At 56.8% G+C, this 18,952-nt stretch carries 15 protein-coding genes and 2 pseudogenes; 10 read left to right on the top strand and 7 right to left on the bottom strand.

Annotated features, from left to right (window positions below):
• The first annotated feature begins 190 nt into the window (after nt 1-190).
• From GGI48_RS30415 to GGI48_RS30395, 5 genes are read left to right on the top strand one after another with little or no spacing between them, the layout of a single operon-like run.
• Complete coding sequence (locus tag GGI48_RS30415) at nt 191-2,647, top strand: fimbria/pilus outer membrane usher protein (RefSeq protein ID WP_179601690.1); 2,457 nt, start codon at nt 191-193, stop codon at nt 2,645-2,647.
• 19 nt (nt 2,648-2,666) lie between these two features.
• On the top strand, nt 2,667-3,398 hold the full coding sequence (locus GGI48_RS30410; protein ID WP_179601688.1) for a molecular chaperone: 732 nt from the start codon (nt 2,667-2,669) through the stop codon (nt 3,396-3,398).
• Nucleotides 3,399-3,430: 32 nt separating this feature from the next.
• Nucleotides 3,431-3,943 carry a fimbrial protein gene (locus GGI48_RS30405; protein ID WP_179601686.1) on the top strand — a complete coding sequence of 171 codons (513 nt, stop codon included), beginning with the start codon at nt 3,431-3,433 and terminating at the stop codon, nt 3,941-3,943.
• Nucleotides 3,940-4,443: a fimbrial protein gene (locus tag GGI48_RS30400; RefSeq protein WP_179601684.1), complete on the top strand. Its 504-nt coding sequence runs from the start codon at nt 3,940-3,942 to the stop codon at nt 4,441-4,443. The genes GGI48_RS30405 and GGI48_RS30400 overlap by 4 nt, the downstream gene beginning before the upstream one ends.
• 45 nt (nt 4,444-4,488) lie before the next feature.
• A complete protein-coding gene (locus GGI48_RS30395; RefSeq protein WP_179601682.1) occupies nt 4,489-5,298 on the top strand; it encodes a PapG chaperone-binding domain-containing protein in 810 nt (269 codons plus the stop codon).
• On the opposite strand, the gene GGI48_RS30390 is transcribed toward GGI48_RS30395, so the two are convergent.
• The 3 genes and pseudogenes from GGI48_RS30390 to GGI48_RS30380 all read right to left on the bottom strand — a co-directional run.
• Nucleotides 5,261-5,938 (bottom strand): GNAT family N-acetyltransferase, encoded by a 678-nt coding sequence (locus tag GGI48_RS30390; RefSeq protein WP_179601680.1) that lies wholly within the window; start codon nt 5,936-5,938, stop codon nt 5,261-5,263. The two genes, GGI48_RS30395 and GGI48_RS30390, sit on opposite strands and share 38 nt — an antisense overlap.
• A 181-nt stretch (nt 5,939-6,119) precedes the next feature.
• Nucleotides 6,120-6,293 (bottom strand): annotated as a pseudogene (locus tag GGI48_RS30385) (malate:quinone oxidoreductase); the annotation flags it as partial.
• Nucleotides 6,293-6,565, bottom strand: a pseudogene (locus GGI48_RS30380) (DNA-binding protein); the annotation flags it as partial. The pseudogenes GGI48_RS30385 and GGI48_RS30380, both read right to left, overlap by 1 nt.
• Before the next feature lie 68 nt (nt 6,566-6,633).
• Between GGI48_RS30380 and GGI48_RS30375 the strand changes: the two are divergent.
• On the top strand, nt 6,634-7,731 hold the full coding sequence (locus tag GGI48_RS30375; protein ID WP_179601678.1) for a site-specific integrase: 1,098 nt from the start codon (nt 6,634-6,636) through the stop codon (nt 7,729-7,731).
• A 43-nt stretch (nt 7,732-7,774) separates the two neighbouring features.
• Here the strand turns inward: GGI48_RS30375 and GGI48_RS30370 are convergent, their stop codons facing one another.
• From GGI48_RS30370 to GGI48_RS31265, 4 genes are all read right to left on the bottom strand, one after another.
• Complete coding sequence (locus GGI48_RS30370) at nt 7,775-8,806, bottom strand: hypothetical protein (RefSeq protein WP_179601676.1); 1,032 nt, start codon at nt 8,804-8,806, stop codon at nt 7,775-7,777.
• Between the two features lie 3 nt (nt 8,807-8,809).
• Entirely contained in the window at nt 8,810-9,652 is an 843-nt protein-coding gene (locus GGI48_RS30365) for a TniB family NTP-binding protein (protein WP_179601674.1), read from the bottom strand.
• Nucleotides 9,653-11,305 (bottom strand): Mu transposase C-terminal domain-containing protein, encoded by a 1,653-nt coding sequence (locus GGI48_RS30360; protein ID WP_179601672.1) that lies wholly within the window; start codon nt 11,303-11,305, stop codon nt 9,653-9,655. It abuts the gene before it with no gap.
• A 400-nt stretch (nt 11,306-11,705) separates the two neighbouring features.
• Nucleotides 11,706-12,389 carry a DUF2251 domain-containing protein gene (locus GGI48_RS31265; RefSeq protein ID WP_260620571.1) on the bottom strand — a complete coding sequence of 228 codons (684 nt, stop codon included), beginning with the start codon at nt 12,387-12,389 and terminating at the stop codon, nt 11,706-11,708.
• A gap of 248 nt (nt 12,390-12,637) precedes the next feature.
• On the opposite strand from GGI48_RS31265, the gene GGI48_RS30350 reads away from it, so the two are divergent.
• The 4 genes from GGI48_RS30350 to GGI48_RS30335 all read left to right on the top strand — a co-directional run bounded on the left by GGI48_RS30350 (nt 12,638) and on the right by GGI48_RS30335 (nt 18,937).
• Complete coding sequence (locus tag GGI48_RS30350; protein WP_016968206.1) at nt 12,638-12,973, top strand: hypothetical protein; 336 nt, start codon at nt 12,638-12,640, stop codon at nt 12,971-12,973.
• Nucleotides 12,974-13,065: 92 nt separating this feature from the next.
• Nucleotides 13,066-13,995 (top strand): hypothetical protein, encoded by a 930-nt coding sequence (locus GGI48_RS30345; protein WP_179601670.1) that lies wholly within the window; start codon nt 13,066-13,068, stop codon nt 13,993-13,995.
• 2 nt (nt 13,996-13,997) lie between these two features.
• Nucleotides 13,998-17,573, top strand: a complete 3,576-nt coding sequence (locus GGI48_RS30340) for a hypothetical protein (RefSeq protein WP_179601668.1) — start codon at nt 13,998-14,000, stop codon at nt 17,571-17,573.
• Nucleotides 17,570-18,937: a hypothetical protein gene (locus GGI48_RS30335; protein ID WP_179601666.1), complete on the top strand. Its 1,368-nt coding sequence runs from the start codon at nt 17,570-17,572 to the stop codon at nt 18,935-18,937. The genes GGI48_RS30340 and GGI48_RS30335 overlap by 4 nt, the downstream gene beginning before the upstream one ends.
• Nucleotides 18,938-18,952 lie beyond the last annotated feature (15 nt).

Raw genomic sequence — 18,952 nt, 5'->3', positions numbered from 1 at the left:
TACAACAAGCTCTATTTTAGCCTGACTCGGACTTACAATATCTACTTTCGGGTGTTGAGCTCATCAATGACGAACAGCACCCATTACAATTTCGTATATCGCCAGATATAGAAATAGAAACTTCCAGCGCTTCTGACCACGAGCCCATTCGGCCAGTCAGTGAATCGCATATTTCACTATTTGAAAAACTATGAATACAGGGAAGAAATATCTACCGACTGTACTGTTAGTTGTTTTTTTTAACTACTCGCAGGCCTGTGCGGCTGTCGACTTCAACCTCGACGTCATGGATATCGGTGATCGCAATACCATCGACCTGAGCCGTTTCAAATCAGCGAACTATGTGATGCCGGGACAGTACCTGATGAGCCTGCAGATCAATGATCGAAAACTTCCGGAACAGAGCCTGCATTTCTATGCGTTGGATCAAGACGAAGCCACCACTCGGGCCTGCCTGCCCATGGCGCTGGTCGCAACCTTCGGCCTTAAGCCCGAGGCCCTGCAAAAGCTTGGCACCTGGCACTCCACACAGGCGTGCATGGACCTGGAAAGCCTGCCAGGCGTGCGTCTGAAACCCGACATGAGCACCAGTGTTCTGCGCATCACCGTGCCCCAAGCCTGGATGGAATATCGCGACCCCAACTGGGCCCCCATCAGCGAATGGGATCAAGGTATTGCTGGCTTCCTGCTGGACTACAGCCTCAACACTTCAGCGAGCCAATACTCGGGCTCGGGTAAAACCACCCAAATCGGGACAAACGGAACCATGGGTTTCAACGCAGGCCCATGGCGCCTGCGGGGTGACTTCCAGGGCAGTCGCTACCAAGGCCGTAACTACCAGCGCCAGGACTTTTCCTGGAGCAGCATCTACGCCTATCGCCCGTTGCCGACGCTCGGGGCAAAGCTGTTGCTGGGTGAAACCAACCTCAACTCCAAACTGTTCGACAGTTTCCGTTTCCAGGGCGTCAACCTGGCATCCGATGACCAGATGCTGCCACCCAGCCTACGCGGCTATGCCCCCGAAGTAGTGGGTGTCGCTCAGGGCAACGCCCGGGTCACGGTGCGTCAAGGCGAGCGCGTACTGTATGAAACGGCAGTGCCGCCGGGCCCCTTTCGCATCCGCGATATCAACAGCGCGGTGAACGGCAAACTGGATGTCGAAATCACCGAAGATGACGGCAGCACGCAGAAATACCAGATGGAAACCGCCAGCGTCCCCTACTTGAGCCGGCCCGGCTACTTGCGCTACAACGCCACGGTCGGGCGACCCAATGGTTATGACCGGGAGGACAACGGACCAACCTTTGCCACTGGCGAACTGTCCTGGGGCATCAACAGTGACTGGTCGCTGTTTGGCGGCGGACTGCTGACCGATGGCTACAGCGCGATAGCCAGCGGCATTGGGCGCAACCTTCACCAATTCGGCGTAGTGTCGCTGGACGTCACCCAAACCCGCGCCAGAGTGCCCGAACAAGAGCAACTCACGGGCCACTCGTGGCGGGTGAACTACGCCAAGCGCTTTGACGACTACGACAGCGAGATCACCTTCGCCGGGTACCGCTTTTCGGAGCGAAATTTCATGACCATGGACGAGTTCCTTGGTGCCCGTAATCACTACCTCAGCGGTCGCAACAGCAAGACGGCCTACACCATCCTGGCCAATAAGAGCTTTACCGACATGGGCTTTAGCACGCACCTGTCCTACACCCACGAGGACTATTGGGACGGCAGCGCCACGGACTATATCGGCGCGCACCTGAGTCGCTACTTCGATGCAGGCTCGTTCAAAGGCGTCGCCATGACCTTGTCCCTGAACCAAGCCAGGGGTCAACAAGAGACCAACAACAGCCTGTCTCTGTCCATCTCCGTGCCATTCGGCGCCAGCCAGCGCTTGGGATACGACGCTTATCTGAGCCAGGGCAAGCTGCGCCATGCCGCCAGCTACTCGAAGTACAACCACGACAACAGCTACCAGCTCAGAGCCAACAGCGGTGCCACAGGCGAAGGTATGCAAGGCTATTACAGCCAGCGAACCTCACACGGCGATTACAGCTTCAATGGCAGCTACCAGTCTGACGGCAGCCAGAGCCTGGGGCTCGCTCTGCAAGGTGGCGCGACCGTAACCGCCAAAGGGGCTGCCCTGCACCCGCCGACCTTCAATGGCGGCACGCGCATCATGCTCGACACCGAAGGCGTTGCTGGAGTCCCGCTGCAAAACGGCCAAGTGCGGACCAACGCCATGGGCGTGGCGGTGCTGCCGGCCCACACCAGCTATTCACGCACCGACGTGCGCATTGACGTGAACCGCCTGGCTGACGACATGGAAGCCAGCAAGTCGGTAACCGAGGCAACCCTGACCGAGGGCGCCATCGGCTACCGCCGACTCACGGTGATTCAAGGGGCCAAAGCCCTGGTCACCTTGACCCTGCCGGATGGCTCTTACCCCCCCTTCGGCGCCAGCCTGCAAGACGCTTCGGGACGCGAAGTGGCGATCATTGCCGACAGCGGCTTTGCCTACCTAAGCGGAATCAAGGCCGACTCCCGGTTCCAGGTGACATGGGCTGGCAACCAAAAATGCAACGTCATCCTGCCCGCCAACCTGCAGTCGGAACAGCGCTACACGCTGCGTTGCCAACCTGAAAATTAAATCGAGGTTCCCCATCAAGATGAATATTCCCCCCCTTAAATGGCTGGCTGTTGCTTGTTGTTTCGCCCTGCCGGGGCTGGCGCCCCAGGCCGCAATATCCCTAGACCGTACCCGAGTCATCTTCGATGGCGAAAAAAAATCAGTCAGCCTGAACATTCGCAATGACAACAGCGAATTACCCTACTTGGCTCAGTCCTGGATCGAGAACGATCAACAGCAAAAAGTGACAGCCCCGATCATTGTTTTGCCGCCTTTGCAACGCTTGGAGCCGTCTACCGGCGGCCAGGTAAAGTTGCTGAAAACCCCGGAAGCCGAGCAACTGCCGAAAGATCGCGAGTCACTGTTCTATTTCAACCTGCGGGAAGTGCCGCCGCGCAGTGAAACGTCGAACACCATGCAGATTGCCTTGCAGACCAAAATAAAACTGTTCTATCGACCGCAGGAAATCGCTCCGGACAAAAATATTGTCTGGCAAGAGCGCCTTATCGTCAGCAAGCTGCCTGGCGGTTTCCAAGTGGAAAATCCGACGCCTTACTTCATCACCATCAATGATCTGCAGGACGTTTCCGACAAGAGAAGCGAGAGCAACTTCGAGCCCGTGATGCTAGCCCCCTTTTCATCGAAAAAACTCGAACCGGAGACTCATAACATCAAGCAACCGGTCATCACTTACATCAATGATTACGGTGGTTACCACAAACTCAGCTACCGCTGTGAGCAAGTCAGTTGCTCGTTCAAACAAGGGAACTGAACCCATGGATCGGCAGCGCAAAGGTTGAGCCCATGAAAAAGACGCTAATTCAACTAATTTTTTTCAGCACCCTAATATTCTTCGCCCACTCAACATGGGCCGACGATATACGTCTGAACTTTTCCGGACGACTGGTTGTGCCGGCCTGTGACCTGACCGTGGAAAACCCGGAGCAGACAGTCAAGCTGCTGGCGTCCGACAAGAAAGAGTTGATGAGCACCGGCAAGAGCCGTGCAACGCCTTTTCATATCACCGTCACAACCTGCGCCACCGCCACCAAGATCAACATCCGCTTTAAGGGCCAGGAAGAACCGCTTCTCGGCGGGGCCTTGGCCATCAATGGCGCCGCTTCCGGAGTGGCGATCGGTCTGGAAAGCGCAGCCGACAAACCGATCGCCATCAACACCGACACCTTGACCTACGCCCTTAGCGGAGCAGCGCAAGAAAGACTCTCCTTCAACGCTTACCTGCTCAAGCTCAAAGACAAAGCCATTGAAGGCGGCAGTTTTAGTGCTGTCGCCAATTTCGAGTTGACCTATCCATGAGCAAAGAAATCTGTTCAAAAAAAATGGCAGCCTTAATGGCATTCTGTTTGTGCTGCTCAATCCCGAGCATGGGTTCAGCAGACACCTACAGAACCAGCGCGAGCATCTCCGGAACAATCAACAAACCTACCTGCAAGTTTAATTTCAGCGGATCTAAAGACATTAAATTTGAAGAAGTCGACATAAAAAAAATATCAACAGAGCAGTACCGAATCCCTATTGAGCTAAAAGTATCATGCGGCCTACAACCCGCCTCCGTTTTATTAAAACTCACCGGAGTAGCAGGCTTTAGGTCAGACCTCATAAAAACCAACATAGAGGGCCTAGGCATAAAGTTAACCTCTCAGCGACTTGGCACGACATGGCAGCCAAATACCAGCATCAGGACAACAACCCAAAACAATAACAGTATTTATGCGACCCTGGTTTCCAATCCGGACACACAGTTTAAAAGCAGTGAATTTTCAAGTACTGTCAGCATCTCGGCAGACTACGATTAAAAACCTCCCTCTACGGCCATCATAGTTTTAAAATAGAGGTTATTTATGATTCGTCTTTTTTTTGTACTCATTACTTTTCTTAGCCCCCCGGCAATTGGAGCACTGCACCTTGAATATGACGAAAGCCAAATGCTTTACAGTGTTTACGGCGACATGTCAAACATTGCAGTAATCGACATGTATAAGCTTGGCCCGACTACTCAAGAATTCGAAGTCAGATGGCCATCAAGAAATGGCGTTTGGATTTTTCCGATTTATTACAAATTTATGGGTGCCTTAGACCCTATCGAGCTCGGCCCTAGTTTACGTCCTGACCAAGACCCGAAAGCTAGCCTAAGCAGGTTGGTCGCCCCGCTTTTATCCAGCGGCATTCCATTACCTTACCTAGATCCAAAGAGGGAAGGATTTGTTGCACTTGCAGTGTGCGACTATAAAACCGTTCAAGTACTCTGGAAATGTCTATTAGCGCCTTCGGGGACAATCACACCACCAAAACCACAAGAGCCACCGCTAAGTTGCAGCATCTTGGGCTCTATCGACCTGCGCCACGGAAATATCACCTTGGACAATGTGGCCAACAACCGCGCGACAACCACCGCCTTTGTCAGCTGCAATCGCTCGGCTAACGTAAGCATCGCCATCGCGCCCGACAAGGCAGGGCGCGTCAAACTCAATGGCGTTGAGGGGCTTTACTCATTGCTGTCAGTCGAAGGCGTGGGCTCTGGCCGCTCTTTCAGCTTTTATGCAGGAACCGGCTACAGATCACTTGTTTTCGCGTCCGTTCTGCAGACTCAAGGCAATGTGACAGCGGGCAGTTTCAGCGGCAGCGCCAGTGTGGTGCTGACCTTTCCTTGAAAGTGATTTCGCTCCATATCAAGCGAGGTGCGCGTGGCGCATTAACCAGCGCAGCCTCACCCAAGCGTTCGCTCACCAGGGCCTGGGCCTGCCGGGTCATCTGGTCCAGGTGCCCGTCGCGCGTCTTCTCCGCCTCCAGCATGGCCTTGCGCCCGTTCTGGACCAGCAGGTAGGTGTAAATCTGCCGCACTTCCACCGATTGGTAGATCGGTGCCACATCCAATACCGCCAGCAAGCCATCGCTGCCGTGGTCTCGGGTATTCATCAGCACTTGCGGACCGCGGGCGCCCAGTACCTGAAAGCCCAGGGCTTCAAAACACTCCACTTCGGCCAAGTGACAGGCCAGCTCGGCATGGGGATAGCAGGCACGCAGCGCCTCCAGCATCTGCCGGGCAATGCCCTGGCGCCGATGACTTTGCAGCACGGCCATATAGGCCACGGCGCAAGCCTGGGGGTCGTCCTTGACCGGCTGGTACAGGTGCACCTCGTAGCCGACGCCGTACTGGTACAGGTTGTACAGCGGGTTGCTCGGGGCAATGGCCACTGCGCTGATGTCGGTGATGTAGTCCACGACCATCTGCTGGATCTGGCTCTGGATGGTTTCGGGCGGCGGGGCTTGGAACAGGGTGATGCTGGACATCGAGGCAGTGAATCCGAGGGTTCAAGCCTCGTTGAGAAAGACAAAGAGATGCTGCTTCAGAGGTACCGGCAAGACCGGCCGGTTGCGACGACATCAGGGATATCGCCGCACCCCATGTAAGATAAGGCTGCACGATGGCAGCCGCTGTGCCTCATCCGACGAACGCGGACGGGGCCGAGGCTTACAGCGCCATGTCGGCCGCTGGGTTGCTCTGTGGCTTGGCCATGCTGGCCGGAGCCTGAGGTGCAGCGCCCTTGACCGCTGGTGGCGGGGTCAGTTGCAGCACTTCGGCGGTGTAGGCCCATTCTTTGGCCACACGCTCAGGGCTGTCGTTCAGGGCAGTGCCGTAGCTCGGGCGGCGGTGGATGCACGTTGCGTCAGAAGGATAGCCTGCTGCCATACTGCAACGAAGGCTTGCGACACCTCACCTGGTAATGTCGGCAGTCGCGTTTCTCCATTCAGGCGTTCCGCCAAACGCGCCCACCAAATATCCAGTAGCCCGCCGACTCGCGCCGGACTGCCACAACCCAGCTCCACGCGCACCCGTTCCACGGTCGGCCGTTCGCCACGGGCCAGCACCGAGTCCGCTGCCGCGAACACGTCAGTTTCTGGTACGCCTACCGCCACGCTCTGCCCTCCGCCAACTTAGGTCTGATAATTTAATGTTATCCGAACCTATTGCAGCGGTGAGCGAAATGAAATTGACAGAGCCGGTGAAAATTCCCTCCTCTCAGTCGTTGGTGCTGGCGGAGTTGACCGACAGCACCCGCGCCGCGGCCGAGGCATTCATTGCGGCCGGCACCGCAGCCAATACCGTGCGCAGTTACCAGAGCGCCCTCGCCTACTGGTCCGCCTGGCTGCAACTGCGCTACCAACGCGCACTCGGCGATGGTGCCCTGCCGCCGGAGGTGGCGGTGCAATTCATTGTCGACCACCTTGCCCGACCCGACGGCGCGGGTGGCTGGAGCCACCTGCTGCCGGCGAACCTCGATGTCGCGTTGGTCGCCGCAGGGGTCAAGGGTAAGTTGGGTGCTCTGGCGTTTAGCACGGTCAGCCACCGCCTGGCCGTCCTGGCCAAGTGGCGTCGCCTGCAACAGTGGGAAAACCCAACCGAGACGCCGATGGTGAAGACCTTTTTACGTGAAGCCCGTAAGGCCCAGGTCCGCCAGGGCGTTTCCGTGCGGAAAAAAACCGCAGTGGTCCTGGAGCAGCTGCAGGCCATGCTCGCCACCTGCGACGACGGTGTGCGTGGCATTCGTGACCGCGCCCTTCTACTGTTGGCCTGGAGCGGCGGCCGGCGACGTTCAGAGGTGATCGGGTTACAGATAGGCGATGTACGGCAACTGGACACCGATATTTGGCTCTATGCGCTGGGCGTCACCAAAACTGAGACTGAGGGGGTACGCCGGGAGAAGCCGTTGCGCGGCCCGGCAGCCAAGGCTTTAACAAGGTGGCTAGCGGAGGCACCTGCGTCGACAGGCCCCCTATTTAGGCGGGTATACCGAGGGGGCCGTGTGGGGACGGCAGGCCTGTCCAGCGACCAGGTAGCACGCATCGTGCAGCGCCGGGCACAACTGGCTGGACTTGAGGGTAATTGGGCAGCTCACAGCCTGAGGTCTGGGTTTGTTACTGAGTCAGGACGCCAGGGTGTGCCGCTAGGAGAAGTGATGGCCATGACAGAACACCGTTCGGTGCCCACCGTAATGGGGTATTTTCAGGCCGGATCATTGCTGAATAGCCGAGTAACAAAGCTACTACCAGATACAGACACAGCAGATTCTAAGCTAAATTGAACTCTTGCCACAAAAACCGGATATCAACTACATAGCAATAATATTACTTCGAGAGCGCCCCAAATGCTTTTACACAAGAAAAAAACTCCTCCAAGCGAGAGTTTATATCTAAACCAGCTACTGGTGCCACACTAAGTAACTGCGAAGCATACCATTCCTTTTCAGAATCACTCAGAAGCTCCATGATCTCTCTCCCCGCCCTCAACGCAGTAATCGGAAAATTAAAGGTACTAAAAATAGATGCGTCCTTTAATCGCTTCAATTCGCACTCACTGTATAATCCAAGTACGACCCCAAGCATAATAAGTGCAGCTCTCCTGTGGGTCGAAGTTGAAGTCTTTGCCCCATAATACATGCATAAACTGTAATGATAATTTTTATGATTTATTGGTACCTGAAGTGCACTACCAAAAGCAACCCTAGCAAGCCCGCAGTACCGTTCCTCTGTTCTCAGCGACAAAAAACTACTTAACAAAAAACCAATCAACCGATTCAGGCCTGGAGTACAATTGATTGCCACCCTATTCTTATAGAGCCAACCTTGAACTCTAAGACCCAATAAATTTAAGCTTGCAAACTCATATATACTTTTACTGCTTCTACGCCCATAATCAAAGTCTGAAAAATAAGCAAAAGACTCCCACGGTCTGTAGAGGCCATAATCCTCTCGGGTGCTAGTAAGAAGGGTTCTATGCAGCGAGCAATACGCAATATCTAAGCGGCACCATGAGCCCCTCCAGTATGGATCCGATCGAAATTTAACATCATCATCAAGACATTGGCGGCAAAAAGAGTTTCTACTGAGGGTACTCAGCATCATACCTTCAGCCTGGCCCGAGAAAAAACGCTTGCAATAAACATAATCTAGACCAGCATTTAAACAAAATCTCTTAAAGCCCACTCCGAAGCCAAAGTCATAATCAGTCCCATTACGTATCGAGCTCTCAACATAATACTCAACCAAATCAACAGTCAACGCGCAGCGCTTGCTCTTTGCGCTACGAAGCAGCCAAGAGGTGAATGTTTCATCACTATAAGGCTGAGGAAACCCTTTTAATTTACGCTCTCGCCCCATGATTTAGTAATCCCACCGACGTACAGCCCCTAATTTCATACTTTCTACTGTTATTTTTTCTTCACCATTTATAATTGCATGGATCGCTCCAAACCGTACAACCTTCAAAACCTCATCCATTGTCCCATTTGTATTTGACAGCAAGTACTTAACGACCTCCTGAGAATAGAGGCAAGAAGCTTTACGAAGCGGTAAGTTCTCCTCTACCGATGCCAAGAAGCTTCTAAATTCATCTCCCTCTTCCCACGGCAGTATTTTAAGTACTTCAAACCGCCTCTCAAGCTGGGGATCTTGTTGGAGAGCATTCAATGCTGAAGGTATCCCGAAGCCCATTACCCGAAGATGGTATGGCGCCCCGGAAAGCGTTTTCAGCATAGAAAGGTTTCTTCGCTGCTCTCCTCGCTGAACTAACAACGCCTCATGAAACTCATCAATTACAATTGCTGAAAACCTACGGAGCTGGAGGTACTTCTCTAGGCCGTTAGGAATCTTACCGCCTCCTTGCGCTCTAAATGGTACCCCCAGAGCCATTAGCAATAGATCTCGAAAGCGTAAGCCATCAGGACTCTCAGACAGAGTCGTAAGTGCAATTAATTCTTCGAGCGAAGACTGCTTGTTTTTAATCCTATTTATAATACTAGTTTTCCCAGCTCCGCCCTCGCCACAAACAAGTAGACAGGGAGCAGGAGACAAGCCATCAGCGTTGAGCATATTGTCAATTACGCGCTCCACCCTCGAACACTGCGGACAGTCAACCCAAATTCCTTGATTTATACTTTCGACCCTTTCAGAAACTCCTAACAACGCAAGCGACCTTTTAGACTCTTTTATGTGTGATAGATTCATTTAGTCCTCGCTATTGAACGGAATAGGCTTTTTTGAATAATCACAATTAAATCCAACATTAGGTACTGCTATTATTTTGGAGCCATGCTCTTTTTCAATTGCCTGCCGTCGCCTCTCCCTTTTGGCGGACGTTTTCGCGCTCACTACAAGCTCATCAGACTCTCTTTTAAGTACTATTCTTTCGCCTTCTGTCATCCATCTGACTTTTGATTTTTCTTGCTGAGAAAGCGAGCTAATACGGGCAGCCTCTAAAACCTTATCGTTCTCAGTAAGATCTGAAAATGGAACGCTGACATATTCGTTATTTAAGCGCACCCATATCCTCCTCATGGATAAAGGGTTGTACTTTATTAACAACACAAGCCCAGCAAAAGGCACCAACTCCGGACCGTAATAATAACTATTTTTAAAGCGTAGCCCCTTTGGAGTGACCCTACGCCGAGCCTGCGGAAGAAAATCTATAGTTAATTCAGCCTTTTCTTTATTTGTAAGGGCATTAGGTGCTTGACCGCCAAAGTAATCGAACCAGGCATCTCCGGGAGTAGACTTTATCTCTGAATGCACCGTACTATGATAAATCGCAACCTGCCTAGCAAACCACTTCGACAACTCCATGAAGGTCATGCATGATTTCTTCTCACTCGGGTATCCTTTTCTACGTAAAGTATTAGAAAATGTCGTACCTGGTAAAAAATGCACTTCTCCCATAAGTGTGCCAATCCACCGTTCGACGTGCCCTCCGTAGTGCTTCTTTCCATACGGCCTCCAATTCAGAGATATATTGTTTTTTTCGCATGCTTTTACCATGCTAAGCGATTTAAATTCCTTCGCATTATCCGAGTTAATAGCCTCTGGCTTTCCAGAAAATGGATATTTAATATGCGCACAGTCTATGGTGGCTAGATAATGTTCTTTATTTGCCACGGCGAAAGCTATGGTTGCGGCAACCGACACAGATGACGGGTTATGCCAAGACAAGTAATAGGACAAAATCACTCTAGTTTTGACATCTATCAGTACAGTGAGCCATGGCCTACCAAGTGGTACGCGATCATCATCACATAAAATTATATCGACTAGAGTGTGATCAATTTGCGTGACCTCTAACGGCCTACTTAATTTAAGCTGCCCGGGCTTCATTCCTAATTTATCGTAAGCATCCGCCGCCCCGTACTTCAATTTTCGCAATTCTAACGGGCTGATAGATTTTACTCTTTGGGCGACCGCACTCAAACTAGGAATGGGTAAACTCTCTTCAATACACCGATCCCTCACCTCTCTCCATACTACGGACGGCCCCGCTTCTCTACTATTGAGCTTTCTCTTTATAGCCACTCTAATAACAACTTCAACCTTTTTTGCTAGCTGATTTTCACCCTTTTTCCGCCCCCTTCTGATACCCAAGAGCGCCGTCGAATTATCTCCTTCATCATATTTGTGAAGAAGTCTATAAAAGGTGCTTTTCGAACAAGGAATAAGGCCTAATGCGCTTTGATAGGTTATTTCTTTGCCTAGGTACTTCTCAATGATTTTATTTCGACGCTTGGCTTCTTCAAGCTCCTGAAGCTCCAACTCATCGCTAAACTTCCCCTTATTTTTTATTTCTTTCATTGGCTCCCCCCCCAGTCGAAAGCGAGCCTCAAAAATACCCATTTTTTTGCATGCAGCACACCCCTAAAAAGAGAGTGGCGAGAGTTTTTTTTCTAATCGAAAGTTACTATCCACGTACAATACCAACCTACGTAGATGTGATTTTTAAAAAAGGTAAAAGTTGAAATTTTTAGAGATAAAGAAAAATTTCCCAAAGCTCAGAAAATAACTCTTATTAGCTCAGTCACTTAGGCGATTTTTTGGCAATTAAAAAACAGTAAAATTGAGAGATTTGAAAAGGAACAGTTTCTTTAGCTTTTCCCTTTTTAATGGCTAAATTCAAAAATATTATTATAAATCATGTGGTTATGTGTTTTCCCAGATTCAAGAATTTTTCACACCTGCTCCTGGCCTTCCAAGCCTATGCCTCTGCGTAAAAAGCCTGGCGATGCCAGGCTAGTGATCAAGCAAACAGATTAAGAGCTGCGTCGTCCCACTGATGACCGCCTTCAGACCAGCCTTTGCCTATCTGCGGTGGAAACCCGGATCTGCAATATCCTTGCTTGGCATCGAAATCAAACACCGCATGAGGAAAATCATTGATCAGCAAGACCGCCTTGCGGTGATCGACAGCCCAGCCGATTTTCACCATCGATGGTTTGTGGCCGTCCGTGACATCGGCGGCGTTGTAGATATGCAGCGCATCGTGGATCGGGTTGTCCTCGGCCGCGGTATCCAGTGCATAGAAGTAACCGGTGTCGCCATCATCTTCAAAAACCACGATGAACGAACCTTCCTCTGCAGGAGCTTCCAGCACCAAGGCCTGGCCGACCGTCAATTCGCTTTCAGCTGCTAGATAAATAGGCATTGCAACTATCCCTGTCTCGTTGAGTATTGAAGAGCGCGCATGATGACAACCCGGAATTACCCAGGCAATCTCCATGCAGAGATCTACGTCAGATCGCTCCTGGTATTTCGCCCCTTCCTTTGGTTTTTTACCTGGCTCTATCCATAACTCAACTAAATCACCATTTAGTTGAGTTAGTCCTGTGTCCTCTTTCCCACGTCCCCCTCGTCCCGCAAATGCCGGCTTAGTTGCGGTTTCGCTCTGTCCGTGGGCATCGATGCAGAACTCGGGAGTGTCCAACTATTTTGTCTTAACAGTGCTAACAAAACGCTATTAGAGGCCTTGTGCCGCGAACTCGTGGTCAGGCCAGGAACCGTTAAGTTACGCGGTCTGCAGGGCTAAACATGGTGTTTGCGGAGCATCGCCAGAGGGACAAAAACGCCTTGCGCGCCTTTCTTCGGCAGCCTCGACAGACCAAGAAGCGCACCTAGACTCTCACCCGGTTCAGCCCGCTGAATCATGCCCAACACACGAAAAGGATATTCAACATGAACGCCTTCACCTCGGTAAACACCGTCACCACCCCCCTGACCATCAACAGCCAGTCCACCGCGACCTACAACGGCGACCCCAACCAGACCACCAAAGTGACCTTCAGCTATCAGAACAACCTGCTGTGGGCCACCCAGGTCAACAACACCGCGACCGTCCAGACTCTCAGCGCCGACACCTCCGCCGGCCCGGTCACCCTGCGCAAGGGTGCCCAGGTCAAACTGCAGAACGTGGGCTCGGCGTTCAGCATCCTGTTCACCGGGGTGATTATCGACAGCAACTCGGAAACCCCGTTCAACAACACCAACATCGGGACCTTCACCCTGTCGTGATCGACTCGGGCTCCTAGGCCGGAGCCCATTTGCGAAGCCGGCATGGCGCCGGCTTTGCTTCATGCAATACGGGACATGGACGGTACCCTCGCGTGACCAGGCAACGGATGCTCTACACCCGGATTTTCTGGGCAACCCTCGGCGCGATCCTGGCAACCGCAGTGTGGCTGATGACCACCGGCGGCCGCTTGCCAACGGTATCCAGCAGCCACGACCAGGCCCTTTCCCGCACCGATGCCATCGCGCCAGCCGCAGATTGCGTCGACCTCTCGCCCTCCTCCTCTGCCGCCACCAATGATCCTTGCGTACCGGGCCCCGTGCTGCTGCCTGGGATGCAGGTCAATCGCCAGGTCGGTCCGGTGATGTTCGTGCTGGTGGTGGACGGCCACGAAGCTCGGGTCAATGCCCAGGTTTCCCTGGGCAACGCCGCCCTGACCGGCTTGAGCATGACCGCCGCCGCCCCCAGCGCCGACTTCGATCTGGCCAACGGCGAAGGCCAGCGGGTCTGGGGCAGCCTGGGCGCCTTCTTCTGTGCCCCTCCCAACACTTCGCACCTGCTGGCCGACTTCACCATCGAGAACCTGCGCGACAGCGGCAAACCCGTGACCCAGGCCTATCGCGGCGACCTGATCCGCTGGCAGAGCCCGACCACCAGTGTCCTGGCCCGCTACCGCCAGCCCTTGCTGCCGGACTTGCAAGTGACCGTGGAATTGCTGGATCCCTACAAGGCCGACAGCAGCAACGCGCTGACTGCCCAGGTGAGCTTCTATTACGCCAGCGATCTGATCGACCGCTACACCCTCATGGCCACCGCCACCCCGGTGAGCCTGCGACAGTCCAGCGTCGGGCCGGTGCGCATCGAGGGCGGACTTCTGGACTTTCGTCCCGCTACCCAGGAGCAGCAAGGGCAGCTCAGCCTGGATGGCACTTTCCAGTCCGGTCACAACCCACCGAACCACTACGTCGGCAGCGTCGCCGACTGGTCGTGGATCCGTGGCCGCGCCGACAATTGCAGGGGATAGACATGACCAGCACGTCCGACTACCAGCAGATCGCCCACAGCGCCGCTTACGCCCTGCCGGAGGCCAGCGGCTATGGCTGGCGCGGTTATGTCATGCCCAAGGGCACCGCGCACGGCAGCCTGCCGGCCAGCCTGAGTCCGGCCGACGCCTTCGACAAATATGCCGGCCATTACCTGTTCGCCCCCAGCGAACCGGCCGCCCTGCGCAGCGACCCCGCGGCATTCGTCAGCGCCCTGTACGACTTTCTGTTCGCCGTGGACCAGCGCAGCTTAGTCGACCAGCGCAACTTCATCGGCCGCGCGCTGCTGTGGCTGCCCGGCTCCAGCCTGCCGGCGCCCCAGGCCTTCAACAGCTACGGCCTGCGCATCAGCGTGACGGCCCCCAGCCAGGTGCAGAACAACCTCAACCTGCAGCTTGGCGATCGCCTGACGTTCTTCGTCAGCTTCGGCACCTACGTCAAATACGACCCGGACTTCAACGCCCTGCGCCTGAAATCCACTGCCGGCATCTCCATGGGCTTGATCGACAAGCTGGCGGCCGACAGCGGCCTGCAGCTGACACCGCCGCAACAGCCGCTGGCCTACGTGCCCCTGGACGGCAATCAGGCCGGCAGCCTGACCTACGCCTTGACCTACAGCAGCCAGCCCGCCCTCAAGTATTTCCAGACCGGCTTTACCTATGTGGCCAACACCGCGGGCGGCCAGAGCGTGCTCAATTACCCGGTGTTCAACCCCAACGGCATGCCCGCCAAACTGACCATGGGCGGCGTGCTCGACCCGTTGGACCCGCTCAATAAGAACATCCCTGCGGCGCAACTGGCCGCCGGCCTGATCCGCACGGCCATGAGCTTCGCCAACACCGGCACGACCGCGTTGCCCAGCCAGTGGCGCAGCACCGCCGGCAACCCGATCAGCCTGATCCCGCTCAATGGCCTGGACGCCAACGGTTGGCCCCGGCCCTATGCCGCCAGCCTGGTGTTCTGTGCCCAAGGCGGCAGCTACAGCCTGACCCTGGCCGGCGACTTTGGCTTGAGCCTGCCGGCCGCCAGTGCCGGGCAGAACCTGCTGTGCGGGATCTTCGGCACCGAGTGGCTGAGCTTTACCGCCTACAACTCTTCCCTGAGCCCGCAAGACAACGACCGCTTGCGCCTATTGGCGGCGCAACCGGCCTATGCCCCGGTGTTTCCGTTCCAGACCAGCAGCCTGGTCACGCCCACCAGTGGCGCGGTCAGCGCCCTGCTGAACGACGCGCACCGGACCTCCTGGTGCAGCCTGGTGGCCGGCGCCTCCACCCCGGCCTACAGCGCCCAGCCCGATGGCAGCCCGCTCTATGGCCAGAGCCGCAGCAACGGCGCTACACCGCTGCTGGCCCCGGCCGCGCCGAGCACCCCGCTGCCCCAGGACGCCGGGTTTGCTTTCCCGCTGGTGCCCTACGCGGGGGTCAGCAGCAATGCCAGCCTCAACCTGACCCAGTTTGAAAGCGAGATCCTCGCCGCCTCGCGCAAGAGCCTGATCAGCGCCGCGACCCTGCCGGGCAAACAAGCCGCGCGGGCCCGGCGCCTGCAACGGCTGCTGACCGTCGACGCGGCACAACCTGATCGGGCGACCACTCCACAAGGCCTGCTGGTGGACCTGGACGCCGACGGCATCGGCTACGCCAAGGTGCTGCTGGCCCGCTCACTATCCGCCCAGGGGCCGCTGGACTTTGCCTTCGTGCAGCCCAGCGAGGCCCTGCACGAGGCTTTGCAGACCAACCAGCTGTTTCTGGTGGGGGTCAATCCGCTGCCGTTCTTCACCCAGGGCGCCAGCTTCAGCAACCGCATGGACATCGCCGACTGGCGCTTTATCGCCAACATCGGCGTCGGCGTGCAAACCACCAGCTACCGCAATGTGCTGATCATGAAGTACTGCGCCGGCAGCCTGAAGGAGCGCATCGACAACCCCAATCGCTGGACCATGCCCGAGACGTTCTCGAAGACCGCGGACCTGGCGCCGGGCCTGGAAACCCTGGCCTACACCGGTCTGTCCCAGTGGCTGCAGGACTTCATCGCCGTCGCCGAGGTCAAGGCCGCGGCCAGCCCCGACAGCCTCTACGCCGACTTCGTCGCCCAGGTCAGCGACCCGGCCTGGAACGGCTTCATGGTGCTCAACGCCGACCTGCCCCTGGACAGCCTGCCCGAGCAACTGGCAGGCATCGCCGCGGGCATCGACTACAGCCGCTTCCTGGCCCACCATTTTGGCGCCAGTGTCAGCCGCATCAGCCAACAGGGCGACACCCTGGATATCCAGGGCATCTCCACCCTGTTCGGCCTGATCGACTACCAGAACCCCGCCTATGAGCAGGCCCAGGCCAACGGCGCGGCCCCGGACATGCCGGTGGCCCTGAGCACCAGCAATGGTTACGCCTTCAGTGTCCTGCAGCTGCAGGCGCTGTTCCGCCAATCCCGGCTGGTGACCTTCAACAGTCGCATCCAGCTGAGCCTGGACCTGCTGTTCGGCTCGCCGATCCGCGCCACCCTGCGCGCCGGCCAGCCCAGCGCGGTGAACGCCATGGTGCTCGACGGCAGCGCCCTGCAACAGAACGACACCACCACCTACGTGTTCGAGCAGAGCCAGAGCTACCTGTTCAACCTCGACAGCAACGTGCTGCCGGCCGCCTCGGTCAACCGCATCCAGTTCAACACCCTGGGCAGCCCGGACGGCGGGGTCACCACCGCCAGCCGCTTTCTGCTGTGGGGCAAGCTGGATTTCACCCTGCTCAAGACCTCGGACGGGCCCTTCGACCTGCTGTCCTTCGGCAGCGCCGACGGCAGCCCGAGCAACCAGGGCCTGGCCTACACCAACCTGGAAATCGCCATGGCCTTTCCCAGCGCCACGCCCAATGCCGTGGGTTTTGCCTTCAACCCCGACAACCTCGGGTTCGACCCGGCCACCAGCCAGGTGCGCGGACAGAGTCTGTACAAGGGCTTCACCCTGCAGCTCAAGCAGTTCATCCAGGCACCGGCGCAGAAAAAGCCCGCGGACTATGGCTTCCTCCCGGTGCTGCCGCAGAACCTGGCGCTCAAGGCGCTGTCGGGCGCCTGGTCGGGCATCGTCTACAAGGTCACCATGGGCTCCCCTGGGTCCCTGGTGTCGGGCACCGGTTTCGAGTCCGACCTGCTGATCGCCTGGTCGCCCGGCAGCAAGAGTGGCGACACCAGCCCAATGCTGTTTGTCGGCCTCAGCCTGCCCGGCGCCGCGCCGTCGGCCAGCGTGTTTTCCCTGCAGGGCATCATCAAGGTCTCCACCGGACCGATCAAACTGCTGTACCAGACCATCCCCGGTCAGACCGACCCCCAGGCCAGGTTCTTCAACCTGCAACTGACCGATATCGGCATCAAGATCCTCGGCATCGCCAAGTTGCCGCCGGGCGCCACCCTGCAGTTCTTCCTGTTCGGCGACCCGCAATCCTCCGGCAGCCTGGGCTGGTACGCCGCCTACGTCAAAGACCCGCAGAGCAAGACCGCCAGCCTGCTCGCCGTGGAGTCGGGCCAGTCCACGCAACCGGCATTGACCGGACCATCGGAGGTGACGCCATGACTCGGGTCCTGTACTGGAACATCGAGAGCTTCGGCTACAACAAGATCCGCCCGCTGAGCACCAAGCGCGATCGCAACGGCGCCTTCATTCCTGACCTTGACGCCGCCGACCGACTGGCCCTGATCCTGGCCCATATCACCGCGTTCAACCCGGACATCTTCGTCGTGGTCGAGACGGCCAGCGGTCCGAGCCACGGCCCCGGATCGCTGATTTCCCCCACCGGCGGCTGGCAGGGCTGCGCCGAACTGCTGCTGCGCATCCGCAACCAGACCGGCGTGCCCTGGAACCTGGTGCCGCCCCTGGTGGTCGGCCAGGCCGGGCGCGCCGAGGGCGTCGCGGTGTTCTACAAGCCGGTGATTCCGGCGGGCGGCGGCGTGGCGGCGGGCAAGCGCTTGTTCACCGGCCCCAACGCCTGGTCGCCGGCGGGCAGTGGCATCAGCTTCAACCCCCAGGTGCTGGCCCCGCCGGCCGCCGGCAACTACCCGGCGTTGCAGACCCAGACTTGCTTCAGCGTGCCCAACCGGCCCATTCCGCCCACGGCGCTGAACCCGGGCAACCTCAACGAGAGCCGCTGCGCGGCGCGGGTCGCGTTCGTCGACAATTTCGGCGCCGCGATCAACTACGGCGGCTTGCGCGAACCCTACATGGTGACCTTCTGCGAAACCGTCGACGGCCCGCCAGTGGTGGTACAGCGCAACCTCACGTTGTTCGCCATCCATTCGCCGCCGCAATATGTCGCGGCCAACGCCTACCTCAACGCCCTGGCCAATGTGCGCGACATCAGCGCCGCCCTGGGCGCGCTGGAAACCCGGATCATCACCGGCGACTTCAACGTCAACCTGTTGAGCCAGAACGGCAACGACCCGGGGCGTTATGCCGCCCTCACCGCCCTGGGCTACGGCTTGCAACTGCAACCTCCGGCCCTGGCCCCGCCGCCGGCGCTGGAGGCCTACACCGGCTACTTCGCCACCCACCTGCGCAGTCGCAACGCGAGCATCTTCTGGTCGACCAACGCCGGAGCCGTGCCCTATCCGGGCTACCGCTACATCGGTTCGTCCAACAGCAGCAGCCTGTATTCCATCGACAACATCCTGGTGCGCGGCGGCGCGGCGGGCAATTTCACCATCGCCAACACCGTGGTCGGGGTGCCGCTGAACGTGGTCAACCCCGCGCCCGGCGGTGCGCCCATGGGCCTGGTGGCCATGGCCAGCGATTTCCAGGCACCGCCGCTCGCCTGGATCCCGGCGCCCCCCGCCCCCGCCCCGGCATTCGCCGCGGGCGATCGGCAACGCTACCGCGGCTGGCGCAACCTGGGGCACATCCGCTCCACCAGCGATCACCTGGCCCTGTTTGTGACGGTCTGAACAAGGAGAAGACAG

This window comes from Pseudomonas protegens (genome assembly GCF_013407925.2).
GTDB lineage: Bacteria > Pseudomonadota > Gammaproteobacteria > Pseudomonadales > Pseudomonadaceae > Aquipseudomonas > Aquipseudomonas fluorescens_AP.
The sequence above is the reverse complement of the archived record's forward strand: the minus strand, read 5'-3'. Positions and strand labels throughout refer to the sequence as shown.

What these genes read in the sequence shown, in the direction of transcription:
- GGI48_RS30415 (WP_179601690.1), top strand. Translation starts at nt 191, where the DNA reads ATGAATACAGGGAAGAAATATCTACCGACTGTACTGTTAGTTGTTTTT.
- GGI48_RS30410 (WP_179601688.1), top strand. Translation starts at nt 2,667, where the DNA reads ATGAATATTCCCCCCCTTAAATGGCTGGCTGTTGCTTGTTGTTTCGCC.
- GGI48_RS30405 (WP_179601686.1), top strand. Translation starts at nt 3,431, where the DNA reads ATGAAAAAGACGCTAATTCAACTAATTTTTTTCAGCACCCTAATATTC.
- GGI48_RS30400 (WP_179601684.1), top strand. Translation starts at nt 3,940, where the DNA reads ATGAGCAAAGAAATCTGTTCAAAAAAAATGGCAGCCTTAATGGCATTC.
- GGI48_RS30395 (WP_179601682.1), top strand. Translation starts at nt 4,489, where the DNA reads ATGATTCGTCTTTTTTTTGTACTCATTACTTTTCTTAGCCCCCCGGCA.
- GGI48_RS30390 (WP_179601680.1), bottom strand. Translation starts at nt 5,938, where the DNA reads ATGTCCAGCATCACCCTGTTCCAAGCCCCGCCGCCCGAAACCATCCAG.
- GGI48_RS30375 (WP_179601678.1), top strand. Translation starts at nt 6,634, where the DNA reads ATGAAATTGACAGAGCCGGTGAAAATTCCCTCCTCTCAGTCGTTGGTG.
- GGI48_RS30370 (WP_179601676.1), bottom strand. Translation starts at nt 8,806, where the DNA reads ATGGGGCGAGAGCGTAAATTAAAAGGGTTTCCTCAGCCTTATAGTGAT.
- GGI48_RS30365 (WP_179601674.1), bottom strand. Translation starts at nt 9,652, where the DNA reads ATGAATCTATCACACATAAAAGAGTCTAAAAGGTCGCTTGCGTTGTTA.
- GGI48_RS30360 (WP_179601672.1), bottom strand. Translation starts at nt 11,305, where the DNA reads ATGGGTATTTTTGAGGCTCGCTTTCGACTGGGGGGGGAGCCAATGAAA.
- GGI48_RS30350 (WP_016968206.1), top strand. Translation starts at nt 12,638, where the DNA reads ATGAACGCCTTCACCTCGGTAAACACCGTCACCACCCCCCTGACCATC.
- GGI48_RS30340 (WP_179601668.1), top strand. Translation starts at nt 13,998, where the DNA reads ATGACCAGCACGTCCGACTACCAGCAGATCGCCCACAGCGCCGCTTAC.
- GGI48_RS30335 (WP_179601666.1), top strand. Translation starts at nt 17,570, where the DNA reads ATGACTCGGGTCCTGTACTGGAACATCGAGAGCTTCGGCTACAACAAG.